Origin of the sequence: Uniformispora flossi, assembly GCF_049534875.1 — a bacterium.
GTDB lineage: Bacteria > Actinomycetota > Actinomycetes > Streptomycetales > Streptomycetaceae > Yinghuangia > Yinghuangia aomiensis.
In genome coordinates this window covers 271,531-286,259 of record NZ_JBMULZ010000007.1, presented here as the reverse complement: position 1 = coordinate 286,259, position 14,729 = coordinate 271,531, and the positions used below count along the sequence as shown (strand labels likewise).

Annotated in this window: 15 protein-coding genes; 5 read left to right on the top strand and 10 right to left on the bottom strand. The window is 71.4% G+C overall.

Annotated elements, in window-relative coordinates; translation table 11 throughout:
* Positions 1-70: 70 nt before the first annotated feature.
* The 8 genes from ACPA54_RS18475 to ACPA54_RS18440 form a co-directional block, all read right to left on the bottom strand.
* Positions 71-262, bottom strand: a complete 192-nt coding sequence (locus ACPA54_RS18475) for a DUF397 domain-containing protein (RefSeq protein WP_423531106.1) — start codon at positions 260-262, stop codon at positions 71-73.
* Positions 259-1,074 carry a helix-turn-helix domain-containing protein gene (locus ACPA54_RS18470; RefSeq protein ID WP_423531104.1) on the bottom strand — a complete coding sequence of 272 codons (816 nt, stop codon included), beginning with the start codon at positions 1,072-1,074 and terminating at the stop codon, positions 259-261. Before ACPA54_RS18470 ends, ACPA54_RS18475 begins: the two co-directional genes overlap by 4 nt.
* A gap of 143 nt (positions 1,075-1,217) precedes the next feature.
* Positions 1,218-2,387: an acyl-CoA dehydrogenase family protein gene (locus ACPA54_RS18465; protein WP_423531102.1), complete on the bottom strand. Its 1,170-nt coding sequence runs from the start codon at positions 2,385-2,387 to the stop codon at positions 1,218-1,220.
* Positions 2,380-3,267: a 4-hydroxyphenyl-beta-ketoacyl-CoA hydrolase gene (gene couO / locus ACPA54_RS18460; protein WP_423531100.1), complete on the bottom strand. Its 888-nt coding sequence runs from the start codon at positions 3,265-3,267 to the stop codon at positions 2,380-2,382. Before couO ends, ACPA54_RS18465 begins: the two co-directional genes overlap by 8 nt.
* A 105-nt stretch (positions 3,268-3,372) precedes the next feature.
* Positions 3,373-4,320 (bottom strand): 3-hydroxyacyl-CoA dehydrogenase NAD-binding domain-containing protein, encoded by a 948-nt coding sequence (locus ACPA54_RS18455; RefSeq protein ID WP_423531098.1) that lies wholly within the window; start codon positions 4,318-4,320, stop codon positions 3,373-3,375.
* Positions 4,317-6,311 (bottom strand): acetoacetate--CoA ligase, encoded by a 1,995-nt coding sequence (locus ACPA54_RS18450; RefSeq protein ID WP_423531096.1) that lies wholly within the window; start codon positions 6,309-6,311, stop codon positions 4,317-4,319. The genes ACPA54_RS18455 and ACPA54_RS18450 overlap by 4 nt, the downstream gene beginning before the upstream one ends.
* Positions 6,308-7,120 carry a crotonase/enoyl-CoA hydratase family protein gene (locus tag ACPA54_RS18445; protein WP_423531094.1) on the bottom strand — a complete coding sequence of 271 codons (813 nt, stop codon included), beginning with the start codon at positions 7,118-7,120 and terminating at the stop codon, positions 6,308-6,310. Before ACPA54_RS18445 ends, ACPA54_RS18450 begins: the two co-directional genes overlap by 4 nt.
* Positions 7,117-8,667, bottom strand: a complete 1,551-nt coding sequence (locus ACPA54_RS18440; RefSeq protein ID WP_423531092.1) for an acyl-CoA synthetase — start codon at positions 8,665-8,667, stop codon at positions 7,117-7,119. The genes ACPA54_RS18445 and ACPA54_RS18440 overlap by 4 nt, the downstream gene beginning before the upstream one ends.
* A gap of 134 nt (positions 8,668-8,801) precedes the next feature.
* Between ACPA54_RS18440 and ACPA54_RS18435 the strand changes: the two genes are divergently transcribed.
* The 4 genes from ACPA54_RS18435 (at position 8,802) to ACPA54_RS18420 (ending at position 11,577) form a co-directional block, all read left to right on the top strand.
* Entirely contained in the window at positions 8,802-9,269 is a 468-nt protein-coding gene (locus tag ACPA54_RS18435; RefSeq protein WP_423531090.1) for a MarR family winged helix-turn-helix transcriptional regulator, read from the top strand.
* Positions 9,270-9,457: 188 nt separating this feature from the next.
* Positions 9,458-10,237: a nucleotidyltransferase domain-containing protein gene (locus tag ACPA54_RS18430; RefSeq protein ID WP_423531088.1), complete on the top strand. Its 780-nt coding sequence runs from the start codon at positions 9,458-9,460 to the stop codon at positions 10,235-10,237.
* 45 nt (positions 10,238-10,282) lie between these two features.
* On the top strand, positions 10,283-10,645 hold the full coding sequence (locus tag ACPA54_RS18425) for a hypothetical protein (protein WP_423531086.1): 363 nt from the start codon (positions 10,283-10,285) through the stop codon (positions 10,643-10,645).
* Entirely contained in the window at positions 10,642-11,577 is a 936-nt protein-coding gene (locus tag ACPA54_RS18420) for a metal-dependent hydrolase (RefSeq protein WP_423531084.1), read from the top strand. Before ACPA54_RS18425 ends, ACPA54_RS18420 begins: the two co-directional genes overlap by 4 nt.
* Positions 11,578-11,627: 50 nt before the next feature.
* On the opposite strand, the gene ACPA54_RS18415 is transcribed toward ACPA54_RS18420, so the two are convergent.
* Entirely contained in the window at positions 11,628-13,115 is a 1,488-nt protein-coding gene (locus tag ACPA54_RS18415; protein WP_423531082.1) for an MFS transporter, read from the bottom strand.
* A gap of 107 nt (positions 13,116-13,222) precedes the next feature.
* Here ACPA54_RS18415 and ACPA54_RS18410 point away from each other — a divergent pair, with 107 nt between their 5' ends.
* Positions 13,223-13,954 carry a TetR/AcrR family transcriptional regulator C-terminal domain-containing protein gene (locus tag ACPA54_RS18410; RefSeq protein ID WP_423531298.1) on the top strand — a complete coding sequence of 244 codons (732 nt, stop codon included), beginning with the start codon at positions 13,223-13,225 and terminating at the stop codon, positions 13,952-13,954.
* Here the strand turns inward: ACPA54_RS18410 and ACPA54_RS18405 are convergent.
* On the bottom strand, positions 13,951-14,604 hold the full coding sequence (locus tag ACPA54_RS18405) for a TetR/AcrR family transcriptional regulator (protein WP_423531080.1): 654 nt from the start codon (positions 14,602-14,604) through the stop codon (positions 13,951-13,953). The genes ACPA54_RS18410 and ACPA54_RS18405 overlap by 4 nt on opposite strands.
* Positions 14,605-14,729 lie beyond the last annotated feature (125 nt).

Here is a 14,729-nt window from a genome sequence, read left to right as displayed (position 1 = left end):
ACATCTGCTGCTCCTCCTAAGCGTGTAGTTGCGGGTCTCCTCCCGCAACTACACGTCGGCTACGCGAAGTTCATCCCGCCGAGTGACGCGCCGTTACCGAGACGAACCCGTCCCACGCCGCCGCACCCACCGCCATCCGAGGGCCGGCCACGATCTTGGAGTCCCGAAGGAGCACAACGCCCGGAAGACCCGCGGCCTCGACGCAGTTACCCCCATCGCTATCGCTGTAACTGGACTTGCGCCATGCGAGTTCCTCGTTCACAGATGCTCCTCCACCTCGGCGATGAACCGCGCAGAGTCCTCGGCGTTGAGGGCCTGCGCCTGGATCATGCCATGGCACATGTCCAGCTCGTAGATCGTCTCCGGATCGGAGTAGAGAGCGCTGGTCTTCGGCCCTTCCACATACGCGAAGCGCTCGTGCTCACTGTTCTCCAGCAGCACCATCGGGCCGTTGAGGCCGAGCGTCGTACCCCCGTCGGCCCGAAGCACCTGGATCTCGACGTTGCGCAGCCGACCGACGTCGAGCAGGTGTCGCAACTGGTCTTTCATCACCTCATGTCCACCGACCATGCCGCGCAGCGCGAATTCACAGACCACGAAGCCGAATTGTGTGTAGGGCTTACGCGTCAGCTTTTCCTGGCGATGGAGGCGCGCGGTCACCCGCTCTTCGATCGTCTCGTCGTCCAGCGGCGGTACCGTGCCGCCGATCTGGGCACGCATGTACGCCTCGGTCTGCAGCAATCCCGGGATCAGCGTCGACTCGTACGAGTTGATGCTGATCGCCGCCGCCTCCGCATCCATGAACTCATGCGTCCGCGCCGGAAACCGCTCCGGCTTCAAGTAGTCCTGCGCCGCGACCAGCAGCCCGTTAGCACTGCACATCTCGTCGGCGACCGTCAGCACGTGCAGCGTCGCCCTGCGGCGGCCCTGCTCCATCGACTTGATCGTCTCGGCGCCGTACCCCGCCTCCTTCGCCAGCTCCTCCCGGCTGACGCCCGCCCGCATACGCCACAACTTCACCTGATTCCCGCAGTACCGCCACGCCATCGGCGGCTGGGAACTCGTCTCCGTCATGCTCTCCTCCTGCACGACCTCGCCGGGACGGCACGCTCCGTACCCAACCAACTACGCGCGATGCTAGGCACAGAACCGGAGGTGGGAACGCACAACTTCGGAATCTCCACACAACCACCACCGCCAGGAGGAAGCAGCGGCGGTCAGCCGGCCACCGACCTCCCGATGATCTCCTTCATGATCTCGGTCGTCCCCGCGTACAGCGTGCTCCCCCGCGCGTCCAGGAAGTCCCGTGCCACCGCGTACTCGGTCATGTAGCCGTAGCCGCCGTGCAGTTGCAGGCACCGCTGCACCACCCGCTGCTGCAACTCCGTGATCCACCACTTCGCCATGGCCGCGTCCGTGTCGGACAGGTCGCCCGCCACCAGCCGCCGCGCGCAGTCGTCGAGGAACACCCGGGCGATCCGGACCTCCGTGGCGAGTTCGGCGAGCGTGAAGCGGGTCGCCTGGAAGTCCGCGACCGGCTGCCCGAAGGCCGTCCGTTCGCGCGTGTAGGCGATGGTCTCCTCAAGCGTGCGCTCCATCGCCGCCGCCGAAGCCGCGGCGACGCTCAGGCGCTCTTGGGGGAGATTACCCATCAAGTAGCCGAAGGCCTTGCCTTCTTCCCCCAGCCGGTTCGCCACCGGAACATGGACCCCGTCGAAGAACAACTCGGCCGTGTCCTGCGCCCGCAGTCCCAACTTGTCGAGCTTGCGGCCGCGTTCGAAGCCCGGCATGCCGCGTTCGAGCACCAGCAGGGTCAGCCCGCGGGAGCCCGCCGCCGGGTCGGTGGTGACCACGGTGATCACGACATCCGCCAGCATGCCGTTGCTGATGAACGTCTTGGCGCCGTTGACGACGTAGTGATCGCCGTCCCGTACCGCGGTCGTCCGGATCGCCTTGAGGTCGCTCCCCGTCCCCGGCTCGGTCATCGCGATCGCCGACACCGTGCGCCCCGCGCACAGGTCGGGCAGCCACCGCGCTTGCTGCTCCTCGGCACCCAACGACGTGAAGTAGGGCGCCACCAGGTCGTTGAAGCCGCTCAGGTTCATCGACACCGCCGTTGCGCCCGCCCGGCACAGCTCCTCGATGACCACGAGGTTGTAGCGGAAGTCCCGGACGCCTCCCCCGCCGTGCCGTTCCTCGACGTCGAAACCGAGCAGCCCCAGTTCCCCGGCCCGCCGGAACAGGTCCCGGTCGACCGCCCCGGCCTCCTCCCATTCCGGCAGTCGGGGCGTGACCTCGCGTGCCACGAACTCGCGGACCACCGAACGAAATTCCTCGTGGTCGCGATTGAACAGCGGACGCGCGGCAGGGGTCGTGCCCTTAGCCACGGCCGGAAGCCTTCTCATCGAGCCCGAGCGCCCGGACCGCGTTCTCCTTGAGGATCAGCGGCCGTACCTCGTCCTTGATGTCGAGGTGCGCGAAGTCGGCCATCCACCGCTCCGGGGTGATGACCGGGTAGTCGGAGCCGAACAGCACCTTGCGGCGCAGCAGGCCGTTGGCGGCGCGGACGAGCTGCGGCGGGAAGTACTTGGGCGACCAGCCGGACAGGTCGATGTAGACGTTGGCCTTGTGGGTGGCGATGGAGATCGCCTCGTCCTGCCACGGGACCGAGGGGTGGGCGAGGATGACCGTCAGATCCGGGAAGTCCGCGGCGACGTCGTCGATCAGCATCGGGTTGGAATGGCGGAGCTTGATGCCGCGGCCGCCCGGCAGGCCCGCGCCGATGCCGGTCTGGCCGGTGTGGAAGAGCGCGGGGACGCCGGCTTCGGTGATGGCCTCGTACAGCGGGTAGAACGCCGTGTCGTTCGGGTCGAAGCCTTGCAGGCTGGGGTGGAACTTGAAGCCGCGGACGCCGTGCTGCTCGACGAGTCGCCGGGCTCGCGCGACGGCGGCCTTGCCCGCGTGCGGGTCGACGGAGCCGAACGGGATGAGGATGTCGGCGTGTTCGGCGGCCGCGTCGGCGATCTCCTCGCTGGACAGCGCCGGGTGGCCGGTCGCGGCGGCGGCGTCGACGGTGAAGACGACGGCGGCGGTGCGGCGGGCGCGGTAGTGCGCGGCGATGCGTTCCAGGGTCGGGGTGCGGTCCTGGTCGGCTTTGAAGTAGGCGGCGGACGCGTCGAGGAGTTCCTGGTCGAGCGCGTAGCAGCCGTGGCCGTCCTGTTCGACGTGGACGTGCACGTCGATGGCGTCGAGGGCGCTGAGGTCCATGAAGGTCTCCGGGAGGGTGGGGGTGGTGGCGGGACGGCGGGACGCGTGGCAGCGCGTCCCGCCCGTCCCGCCACGTCCGGGCGGCGGGTGCGGGTCCCCGCCGGGTCAGGGCAGGTCGGACTCGGCCTTGGCGGCGAGCAGGAGCTGCAGGAGCGCGTCGCGGCGCGCGGCGAGTTCGGCGCTGTCGGTGCCGGCGAGGGCTTCGTCGACGCCCGCGACCAGCTTGGCGGCGAGTTCCGGGGTGAGCGACGGGTCGCCGAGGTCGCGCCACCAGGCTTCGGTAGGCGGGCCGAGGTGTTCGAGGATGTGCGCGATGCCGCCGGGGCCGCCGGACAGGTGCTGGTTGGCGAACGGGCCGAGGAGCGCCCAGCGCAGGCCGGGGCCGTAGCTGATCGCGGTGTCGATGTCGGCGACCGTCGCGACGCCGCGGTCGACGAGCGAGTACGCCTCCCGCCACAGCGCGGCCTGCAGACGGTTCGCGATGTGCCCGGGCAGCTCCTGGCGGACGCGGATCGGCTTCTTGCCGATGGCCGTGTAGAACGCCAGGGTGCGGGCGACGACGTCTTCGGTGGTGCGCTGTCCGGGCACGACCTCGACGAGTGGGATGACGTGCGGCGGGTTGAACGGGTGGCCGATGAGGACGCGTTCGGGGTGGGCGGCGCAGTCCCGGGCGATGGCGGTGGCGCCCATGCCGGACGAGCTGCTGGCGAGGACGACGTCGGGGCGTGCGGCCTCGTCGAGGCGGGCGAACAGGGCGCGCTTGAAGTCCTCGCGCTCCGGTCCGTTCTCCTGGACGAAGTCGGCCGCGGCGGCGGCTTCGGCGGCGTCGCCGACGAACGACAGGCGGTCGGGGGACGCCCCGTCGGCGACGCCCGCGGCGAGCAGGGTCGGCCAGTGCGCGGCGACGTCGGCGCGCAGCCGGTCTTCGGCGCCGGGCGCCGGGTCGGCGGCGACCACGTCCAGGCCGCGGGCCAGGAAGTACGCGGCCCAGCTCGCGCCGATGACGCCGGTGCCGATCACCGCGACACGCCGAACGCCCAAGATGCCGGTCATGCGGGCCTCCGTTCCGCCGCGAGCGCCACGAACACGTCGAGGGACGCCGGGTCGGCGAGCGTGTCGGGCCCGACGACGTCCGCGACCGCGGCACCCAACAGGATGCGTTTGACCGGCAGTTCGAGCTTCTTGCCGGTGCGGTTGCGCGGGATCGACGGGACCGCGGTGATGGCGTCGGGCACGTGCCGGGGCGAGAGCGCGCCGCGGAGTTCGCGGACGATGCGGTCCCGCAGCCCCGCCTCCAAGTCGGCGCCTTCGGCGGGGAGGACGAACAGCAGGAGTTCGCCGTTGCCGCCGTTCGGGTCCTCAAGGTGCACGACGATGCTGTCGGCGACCTCGGGGATCTCCTCGACGACACGGTAGAACTCGGCGGTGCCGAGGCGGACGCCGCCGCGGTTGAGGGTGGCGTCCGAACGTCCGGCGATGATGCAGCTGCCGTCGGCGTCGAAGCGCGCCCAGTCGCCGTGCCGCCACACGCCCGGGTAGGTGTCGAAGTAGGCGGCGCGGTAGCGGGATCCGTCGGTGTCGCCCCAGAAGCCGACGGGCATCGACGGCATCGGGACGGTGATGACGAGTTCGCCCAGGTCGCCGACGATGACGGTGCCGTGCTCGTCGTAGGCGGCCGCCGCCACGGCGAGCGCGGGCCCGGAGATCTCCCCGGCCCGCACCGGCTGCCAGGGGCCGCCCTGCACGATGCCGCTGCACACGTCCGTGCCGCCGCTGCCCACGTTGAGGAGGACGCGGTCGCCGAACTGCTCGTGCACCCAGCGGTAGCCCTCGGGCGGCAGCGGGCTGCCGGCCGCGCCGATCTGGCGCAGCGCCGACAGGTCGTGGTCGCGGCCCGGGTTCAGTCCGGCGCGGCGGCAGGCCATGAGGAAGCCAGGGCTGGCGCCCATGAGCGTGGCACGGGTTTCCTCGGCGATGCGCCACTGGAAGTCGAGGTCGGGGTGCAGCGGGTTGCCGTCGATGAGGATCGGGCAGGCGCCCACGAGCAGGCCGGAGACCAGGGCGTTCCACATCATCCACGCGGTGGTGGTGAACCACAGCATGCGGTCGCCGGGGCCGAGGTCCCAGCTGAGCGCGTGGTTCTTGAGGTGTTCGAGCAGGATGCCGCCGTGCCCGTGCACGATGGCCTTGGGGCGGCCGGTGGTGCCGGAGGAGAACAGCACGTAGAGCGGGTGGTCGAACGGGACCTGCACGATGCCCGGGTCGGCGTCCGCGGGCGGGGTGGCGAGGAGGTCGTCCCAGCCGACGGTGTCGTCGAGGGTGTGCGGGCCGTAGGGCACGGACACGACGGCGCGGAGCGTCGGCAGGCCGGCGCGGATCTCGTCGACGGTTGCGCGGCGGTCGATGTCCTTGTCGCCGTAGCCGTAGCCGGGGACGGCCAGCAGGACGGTCGGCTCGATCTGCGCGAACCGGTCGACGACGCTGCGGGCGCCGAACTCCGGCGCGCAGCTTGCCCAGACCGCTCCGAGGCTCGCGGTGGCGAGGAACGCGACGATGGTCTCGGGGATGTTCGGCAGGTACGCGACGACGCGGTCGCCGCGGCCGACGCCGAGCCGCTGGAGTCCGGCGCGGGCGCGCGCGACCCGGTCGCGAAGCTCGCCCCAGGTCAGGTCGACACGGTCGCGGGTCTGCGAGTAGGCGATCAGCGCGGGGGCGTCGTCGTCGGCACCGGCGCCGCGGAGCGCGTGCTCGGCGTAGTTGAGCTTGGCGCCGGGGTACCACCGGGCGCCGGGCATGCCGCGGTCGGCGAGGACGCCCTGGGGGCGTCCGGTGAACCGGACGTCGAAGAACTCGCGGACGGCGTCCCAGAATTCCGCGGGCTTCGTGATCGACCACTGGTGCAAGGCCCGGTAGTCGGCGAAGTGCCGGCCGTGCGCGGTGCCCTGATGGCGGACGAAGCGGCCGAGTTCGGTCGTTTCGAGGACGTCGGCGGCGGGGGCGCGCAGCAGTTCCGCGGTGCCGGTCTGGGTGGCGGGGGCGGTCACGGGCGGCCGACCTTTCCGGCGCGTCCGTCGAGGAACGCGCGCATGCGGCTCTTGGCTTCGTCGCTGCCGGAGGCGACGGCGGCCATGAGGGCTTCGAGGAGGTATCCCTCGGCGGGGTTGGCTTCCGCGATGCGCGGGAGGGCCTGGAGCACGGCGAAGTTGGTGATCTCGGCGTTGCCGGCGATGCGCGTGGCGAGTTCGAGGGCCTTGTCGAGTCCGGTGCCGGCCTCGGTCAGGTACTGGGACAGGCCGAGGGCCTGGCCTTCCTCGGCGTCGACGACGCGGCCGGTGAGCATCATGTCGGTCATGCGGTGCACGCCGATGAGGCGCGGGACGCGGACCGAGGCGCCGCCGCCGACGAACAGGCCGCGCTGGCCTTCGGGGAGCGCGTAGAAGGTCGTCGCTTCGGCGACCCGGATGTGGGCCGCGCAGGCCAGTTCGAGCCCGCCGCCGACGACCGCGCCTTTGAGGACGGCGACGACGGGCACGCTCCCCCGTTCGATGCGTTCGAAGGCGCGGTGCCACATCCGGGAGTGGCGGAGTCCTTCGAACGTGTCGCGTTCGGTGAGTTCGGCGAGGTCGAGTCCGGCGCAGAAGTGGTCGCCTTCGGCGTCCAGGACGATGGCGCGGACGTCGGCCGGGGGTGCCGCGAAGAACCCTTCGAGGCCGAGGACCGTGGCGTCGTCGAGGGCGTTGCGCTTGGCGGCGCGGGACAGCCGGACGACGGCGACGGGGCCGTGCCGCTCCACCCGGAGCGAGGCGGGCAGGGCGGGGGCGGCATCGGCCGAGTGGACGGCGGGGCTGGTCATGGGGTTCCTTCCACGTCGGCGAGTTCGGTCGCCGCCCGGGCGCGCAGTTCGACGCGGCGGATCTTGCCGGTCGCATTGGCCGGGAGTTCGGTCACGAAGACGACGTACTTGGGGATCTTGAAGCGGGCCAGGTGCGCGGCCAGGTGGGCGCGCACCGCGGCCTCGTCGAGGACGGCGTCCTCGCGCGGTTGCAGGTAGGCGGCGCCGACTTCGCCCCAGCGGGGGTCCGGGACGCCGACGACGGCGGCGTTGGCGATGTCGTCGAGCTGGAGGAGGACGGCTTCCACCTCGGCGGGGTACACGTTCTCGCCGCCGGAGATGATCATGTCCTTGACCCGGTCGGTGACGGACGCCCAGCCGTCGGCGGCGACGGTGAGCAGGTCGCCGGTGCGGAACCAGCCGTCGACGAACGACGCGGCGGATTCCTCCGGCCGGTTCCAGTAGCCGGAGAACACGTGCGGGCCGCGGACGAGGAGTTCGCCGGGGATGCCCTCGGGTTCGGCGGGGCGGCCGTCGCGGAGCATCGCGACGTCGGTGAAGAAGTGCGGCACGCCGACGGCGACGGGGTGGTCGGCGGCGCCCGCGGCGGGCGCCATGTAGACGCCGGGTGAGGCCTCGGTCATGCCGTAGCCCTGCTGGAGGCGGACGCCGCGGTCGAGCCAGGCGCGGGCGACGCGTTCCTGCACGGGCGAGCCGCCGTACACGACGCTGGTCAGCGAGCCGAGGTCGACGTCGGCCCAGCGCGGGTGCTCGCACATCATCTGGAGCATGGTCGGGACCGCGGAGAAGCTGGTGATGCGGGCTTCCTCGATGCGGCCGAGGATCGCTCCGGCGTCGAACTTCGCGACGGGTTCGACGCTGCCGCCCTTGAAGAACGTCGGCAGGGTGATCTGGCCGAGCCCGGTGGCGTGGAACAGCGGCGAGATGCACAGCGCGCGCTCGTCCGGGCGGATGTCGATGTGGGCGAGCTGGTTGACGGTGTTCCAGGTCAGGTTGCCGTGGCTGAGGACGGCGGCCTTGGGGCGCCCGGTGGTGCCGGAGGTGTAGAGCAGCACCGCGGGGTCGTCGAGGTCGACGGGCGGGGGCACGGTGAGCACGGGGCCGGCGGCGATGGCGGCGTCGATGTCGGAGACAGGGATCCGCAGGCGCAGGGATTCCGGCAGCGGGGCGGCGGCATCGAGCAGCGCGTCGGCGTCCGGGCTGTGCACGAGGACCGCGGCGCCGGAGTCGTCGAGCATGTAGCGGATCTCGGGGCCGGACAGCCGGAAGTTGAGCGGGACGGCGATGGCGCCGAGCAGCCACGTGGCGAAGAACGTCTCGAACGTGGCGGCCGCGTTGACGCCGAGGTAGGCCACCCGGTCCCCCGGGCCCACGCCGTACGCGGCCAGGTGGCCGGCCAGGCGGGCGGTGCGGTCGGCGAGGTCGCCGTACGTGAGGGCGCGGCCGCCCTCGACGAGGGCCGTGCGCTCCGGGGTGATCCGGGCGCGGCGGGCGGGCCAGGTACCCAGCCCGAAGTTGGCGCGGGTGCCCTCAGCTGCGGTGTTCATCGATGGGTTGTCCTCCGCGTCGAGGCAATGACAGGATTCCTTATATCAAGATTCCGTGCAATGGTCACCGGTCGGGACGGAAGTTTCGTCATGCGAGACTCGGGGCGCACATCCGGCGATGAGGAGTGGGGACGATGGCGCCGCAGGCCATGGAAGACGACACGCAGGTCGAGGCCGCCCCCCTGCTGCTGTACGCGGTCAAGCAGGTCGAGCTGGCGGTCCGCGCGCACCTCGACGAGCTGCTGCGGCCGACCGGCATCACCGCCCTGCAGTACACGGCCCTCACCGTGCTCGACCGGCGGGACGGCCTGACCAGCGCCGAACTCGCCCGCAACTCGTTCGTCACCCCGCAGGCGATGCGCGACCTGGTGACCACGCTGGAGAAGCGCGAGCTGATCACCCGCCGCCACGACCCGGCGCACCGCCGCCGCCTGCTCATCGCCCTCACCCCGGCCGGCCAGGCCCTCCTCAGCGACACCCGCGACGACGTCGCCGCCCTGGAGGAGCGCATGCTCGGCGGCCTCAGCAGCGCCGAACGCCACGCTTTCCGCGACTACCTGAACCGCGCCCGCACGGCCCTGGCGGGCGGCCCGGCGCAGTAGGCGGGACACCGGCCCGGCGACGGGGAGCAGTCGGCGGAGGTCGTCCGTGGGGGCGGGCATCACATGATCCTGAGCAATAGGGCGATATCACCCTATTCTCCGCCACTGGCCCGCTTGGCCTCGGCACCGCGATGCCCGCGAGCCCTAGGCTCGCGGCGTCCGTGTTCCGCCCCGCCCCGGGAAGCCGCATGCCGCTGGAGATCGACGCCGTCCACCTGTCCGCGGTCGTCGCGGCGCAGCCCGACCCGCTGGTGTTCGCGACCGTGTCGGGCGCGCATCTGTACGGGTTCCCGTCCGGCGACTCCGACATCGACCTGCGCGGGGCTCACCTGCTGCCGCTCGCCGACCTGGTCGGGCTGCGCGAAGGCGAGCAGACTCGGGCGCGGATCTGGGAGGCGGACGGCATCGAGAACGACCTCGTGACGCACGACCTCGGCAAGTTCGTCCGCCTGCTCCTGCGGCGCAACGGCTACGTCCTGGAGCAACTGCTGTCGCCGCTGGTCGTGCACACCACCGCCGTCCACGCCGAACTCGTCGATCTGGCGCCCGCCGTGACGACCCGTCACCATGCGCACCACTACGCCGGGTTCGCCCGCACGCAGACGCGCCTCTACACCCGCACCGGCGAACTCAAGCCGCTGCTTTACACCTTCCGCGTCCTGCTCACCGGCATCCACCTCATGCGCACCGGCGCGGTCGTCGCCGACCTGGGCGAACTCGCCGGGACGTGGCCCGCGGAGGCCCCGCCGTACCTCGGCACCCTCATCGCGGCCAAGCGCGAGGCCGAACACGCAGGCGCGGCTGGGCTGGTGGACACGGACACCGCCCACGCGGACATCGTGCGGCTGCACGCGGTCCTCGAATCCGCGCGGGACGCCTCGGCGCTCCCGGACCAGCCTTCCGCCTACGACGCGCTGCACGATCTGCTCGTGCGCGCCCGGCTGCACGGACTCGACAGCGGCGGGTAATCGCTAGGATCGCGGCCGTTGCGGACCGCGTACCGAGGGGGCTGGATGCCGACCGGGCACGACAGATCGACCGACGACGAGGCGGACGCGCCGGGCGAGGCGGAACCCCCGATAGCCGCGGACGGCGGCGACGAGCAGTCCCAGCCCGCGCCCCCGGACGAGCCCGCCGACGAGGCCGATCCGCCCGCGGAGGACGACGCCGAATACCGCCCCGAAGACGTCCGCGAAGGCGTGGTCGACCTGGTGGCCTACGTGGTCGGCGCGGTGGGTCTGATCCTGCTCGGCTACTTCACGCAGCGCGACGTACTCACCTGGACGCGCGGCCCGTTCGTGGTCGTCTGCATCATCCTCGCGGTGCACTGGATAGGCCGGCGCATCCAGGCCAGGAAGACGGGGGGTGCCGGGTGAGCTGGGCCGCGCACGAACTGGAGAGCTACGTCCTCCAGAAGCACATCAAGGCCAAGGTCTCCTTCCTCGCGATCCTGCTGGGCTGCTTCTGGCCCGACATGATCACCAAGGGGACGGTCTACGGCTTCGACGCCTTCGGGTGGCACTTCCACCCGAAGAACCCGAACCTCTACCACCGCGGTTGGCCCGGCGTCGGCTTCACCCACTCGCTGTTCTACGGCGTCGTCGTCGCACTGCTGGTCCTGTGGATCACCAAGAGCCGCCAGTGGGCCCTCGGCCTGCTGATCGGTCATTGGGCGCACGTCTTCACCGACATCTGCGACAGCGTCGGCGTCATGCTGTTCTTCCCGTTCAGCACCCAGCACTACACGATCGGCATGTGGGCCTACGCCGCCCAGCAAGGCCGCTACGGAGACGCCGCCGCCTACTACTCCAGCCTCGGCGGCGTCTGGGACTTCTTCTGGCTGCTCATGGTGCTGGTGAGCTGGCGGGTCCTCACCCGGAACTACTTCTTCACCCGGGTCGTCGGGGACGACCCCGTCTGGCCGTGGTTCCGGCGGCGGCTGAAGATGTCCGAGGTGCTGATGCTGGCCCTCTACCGCGCGTACTTCCTCTACGGCGCCTGCCGCATATTCGCGTGGTTCTTCTGGGCCCGGTTCATCGAGAAGGCCCCGCTCGACCTGAGCTGGGGAGGCCCGTACTGGGTCACCAAGGTCAACGTCGAACAGCCCTCGTGGGGCGAGTTCCTCTTCAACGCGGCCTACGGCGCCGCGGCCCTGGCCGCCGCCATGGCGCTGCTGTGGTGGGCGGTAGGCCGCCGCCTGTGGCGGCGCGCGGAGGCCCATGACAAGGCGAGGGCGAAAACCTCGCCGAAGGCCGGGCGGCCCCTCGTCCCGGCGGCCCGGTCGGCGGCGTCGCAGCACAGCAGTTGAGACCGCCCCTTCGACCGCCCGCACCGCGCCGGGCGGTCGAAGGGTTCGGACTACTCGGCGGCCGGCCCGGGCTGGCCGGCGGTCTCGCGATGCGCGTCGACCGTGAACAGGCCCACCACGACCGCGACCAGCATCACCGCCGTGGACACCAGCAGCGCCGCACCGAACCCGTGCACGGTTCCGGTCGGAACGAGCGCGCCCGGGTGGTCGCGGAGGTAGGACGCGGCAACCGACGTCGCCACGGTGTTGAACACCGCCGTGCCGATCGCGCCGCCGACCTGCTGCGCGGCATTGAACGTCGCCGACGCGGTCCCCATGTCGGCGAAGGACACATCCGCGGTGGCCAGGCTGGTGGCCGCGGTGAGCACGACGCCGAGACCGGCACCGATGAGCAGTTGCGCGGGCACCAAGTACGCCCCGAAGACCTGCGTGGTGTCGGCGTCGAGGCGGGACAGGACGACCAGTCCGGCGGCCATCGCGAGAAGCCCGGGGATCGTTAGCGCCCGGATGTCCACCCGGCCCAGCAGCCGCGCGGCGATGAGCAGGGAGCCGGTGAGGCTGCCCGCGACCAGCACCATGATGGCGAGGCCCGCTTCGACGGGCGAGTATCCGAGGATCGTCTGGGTGTAGTAGCTGAGGAACAGGAAGCACCCGAACAACGAGGCCATCATCAGCGCGCTGATCAGGTACGCGCCGCCGCGTGCGCGGTGCAGGACGATGTGCAGCGGCAGCAGTGGATTGCGGACCCGGGATTCGACGCGCACGAACAGGGCCAGCAGCAGCACGCCGCCGATCAGCAGGGCGAGCACCAACGGATCGGCCCAGCCGCGGGGTTCCGCTTCGGTGAAGCCGTAGACGAGCGCGGCGAGGCCGACGGCGCTGAGCAGGGCGCCGGAGATGTCGGGACGCCCACCGTGGTCGGCGGGTGTGTCGCGGGGCAGGAAGCGGACGCCGAGCAGGGCGAGCGCGGCGATGGGCACGTTGACCCACAGGCACCAGCGCCAGCTGAGGTATTCGGTGAGCAGTCCGCCGGCGAGCAGGCCGACGCCGGACCCGGCGGCGCTCATCGCACCGAAGACGCCGAACGCCTTGCCGCGGTCCTGCGGATCGGTGAACGTCAGGGTGAGCAGTGACAGCGCCGCCGGGGCCATCGCGGCGGCGAACAGCCCTTGGACGGCGCGAGCGGCGAACAAGGTGCCGGAGGATTCCGCGGCGCCGCCGAGCGCCGATGCGGCCGCGAAGCCGACGAGGCTGACCCAGAACGTGCGGCGGTGGCCGCACAGCCCGCTGATCCGGCCGCCGAGCAGCAGGAGGCCGCCAAACGCCAGGACGTAGGCGGTGACCGCCCATTGGCGGTCGGTGTCGGACATGCCCAAGTCGGCCTGCATCGACGGCAGGGCGATGTTCACGATCGTGCCGTCGAGCACGATCATCAGCTGGGCGAGGGTGATCACCGGGAGCGCCCACCACCGGCTCGATTGTCGTGCGTCGTGTGCGGCTGTCATGCCGCCGGGGTCCCGCAGTTCCTGTTGCTGCATGGCCTGCCCATCCGTCGCTCGTACAGTGTTCTAGAACCCGTACAGCGTTCTAGAGGCGGACAGCGTACTAGACTCGCGGCCCCGGTCAGTGCGAGGAGGCGACGGTCATCGCAGGGGAAAAGCCGGGCCGCCAGGCCCGTGGTGAGGCGGAGAAGAGCCCGGCGAAGAACAGGAGCGTCTGGTTCCGGGAACCCCGGGTCTCGCGGGACGGACCACCGCTCAGCCAGGCCCGGATCGTCGCCGAGGCGGTGGCGCTCCTCGACGAGCAAGGCATCGACGGACTGACCATGCGGCGGCTCGCCGAACGCCTCGGGTCCGGGGTGACCACGCTGTATTGGCACGTCGACACCAAGGACGACGTGGTGGACCTCGCGCTCGACGCCGTGTTCGCGGAAACGCCGGTTCCGGCGGCCGATCCCGACCCGGCGCGCTGGCGCGACGACATCAGCGCGCTGCTGCACGACTGGCGGGCCGCGATGCTGCGCCACCCGTGGTCCGCCGCGCTGCTCCAACGCCCCACCCTGGGGCCGAACCTGCTGACCCGTATGGAGTTCCTCCAGGCCACCCTGGTGCGCACCGGCTTCACCGGGCCGCGGCTGACCGCGGCGACCTGGACGCTCTACAACTACGTGATGGGCGCGACCGTGGCGAAGGCCAGCCACGAGCTGTCCGCCGAAGACCGCGACGCCGCACAGGAACGGCTACGCAAGAACAGCGACCGATTCCCCACGCTGAGCGCCCACGACTACATGCTCCAGGAGGACTGGGACGGCACGTTCACCCGCGGCCTCGACTACGTCCTCGCGGGGATGGCCGCGGACGCGGGGTCGGCACTCTAGAGCGTGCCGCCGACCACCGCGGTGCCGTCCAAGCCGCGGATGCCGTCGGCGAATTCGGCCAGGCAGCGGACGGCGAGGTCGGCGGGGACGTCCGGTTCGCCCGGCACGGGTTCTTCACGGTCGGCCCAGGCCTCGACGGCGATGCGCAGGGCGTGGATGGCCGCGGCCGCGGTCAGGCGGGCTTCCAGGTCGTCGGCGGCGCCCCACGCGAGGATGCGGTCGCGCAGGCGGTCCTCCGATTCGTGGATGACCTGGTACCAGACCGCGCGCAGCGTGCTGTCCTCGCGGGCGGCGCGCAGCAGGCCGCGGAGGTGGGCGAGCGCTTCGGGCCCGCCGAGGCGTTCGCCGACGAGAGCGGCGCGGGCGGCGTCCGCGAAGGCGTCCGGGAGCGGGGTGCCGGGGGCGGTGGCGTCGAGGAGTGCGGACCAGCCGGCGGCGCCGGACGCGAGGAGCGGGCGTACCGCGTCCTGCTTGGCGCGGAAGTAGCGGTAGAAGGTGCGGACGGCGACACCCGCCTCGGCGGCGATCTGCTCCGCCGTGGTCGCTTCGACGCCTTGCCGCGCGAACAGGCCCGCGGCGGCACGCGCGATGTCGAGTTCGGTGGCGGCCTTGCGGCGGGCGGTGAGCGAGTCGGCACGGGATGCGGTCACGACACCAGGGTACGAGCTGCCACTGCGGCATCCCGCGCCAATCCGGCACGGCACGCCATAAGGACGGGCATGAGCACCACCCTTGCCTCTTAATTATGGCCATGATAGCCATGTTTAGGTCCAGC

Excerpts from the sequence above, each read along its gene's own strand:
- ACPA54_RS18470 (WP_423531104.1), bottom strand. The coding sequence starts at position 1,074 with ATGACGGAGACGAGTTCCCAGCCGCCGATGGCGTGGCGGTACTGCGGG.
- couO (WP_423531100.1), bottom strand. The coding sequence starts at position 3,267 with ATGGACCTCAGCGCCCTCGACGCCATCGACGTGCACGTCCACGTCGAA.
- ACPA54_RS18455 (WP_423531098.1), bottom strand. The coding sequence starts at position 4,320 with ATGACCGGCATCTTGGGCGTTCGGCGTGTCGCGGTGATCGGCACCGGC.
- ACPA54_RS18445 (WP_423531094.1), bottom strand. The coding sequence starts at position 7,120 with ATGACCAGCCCCGCCGTCCACTCGGCCGATGCCGCCCCCGCCCTGCCC.
- ACPA54_RS18440 (WP_423531092.1), bottom strand. The coding sequence starts at position 8,667 with ATGAACACCGCAGCTGAGGGCACCCGCGCCAACTTCGGGCTGGGTACC.
- ACPA54_RS18435 (WP_423531090.1), top strand. The coding sequence starts at position 8,802 with ATGGCGCCGCAGGCCATGGAAGACGACACGCAGGTCGAGGCCGCCCCC.
- ACPA54_RS18430 (WP_423531088.1), top strand. The coding sequence starts at position 9,458 with ATGCCGCTGGAGATCGACGCCGTCCACCTGTCCGCGGTCGTCGCGGCG.
- ACPA54_RS18425 (WP_423531086.1), top strand. The coding sequence starts at position 10,283 with ATGCCGACCGGGCACGACAGATCGACCGACGACGAGGCGGACGCGCCG.
- ACPA54_RS18415 (WP_423531082.1), bottom strand. The coding sequence starts at position 13,115 with ATGCAGCAACAGGAACTGCGGGACCCCGGCGGCATGACAGCCGCACAC.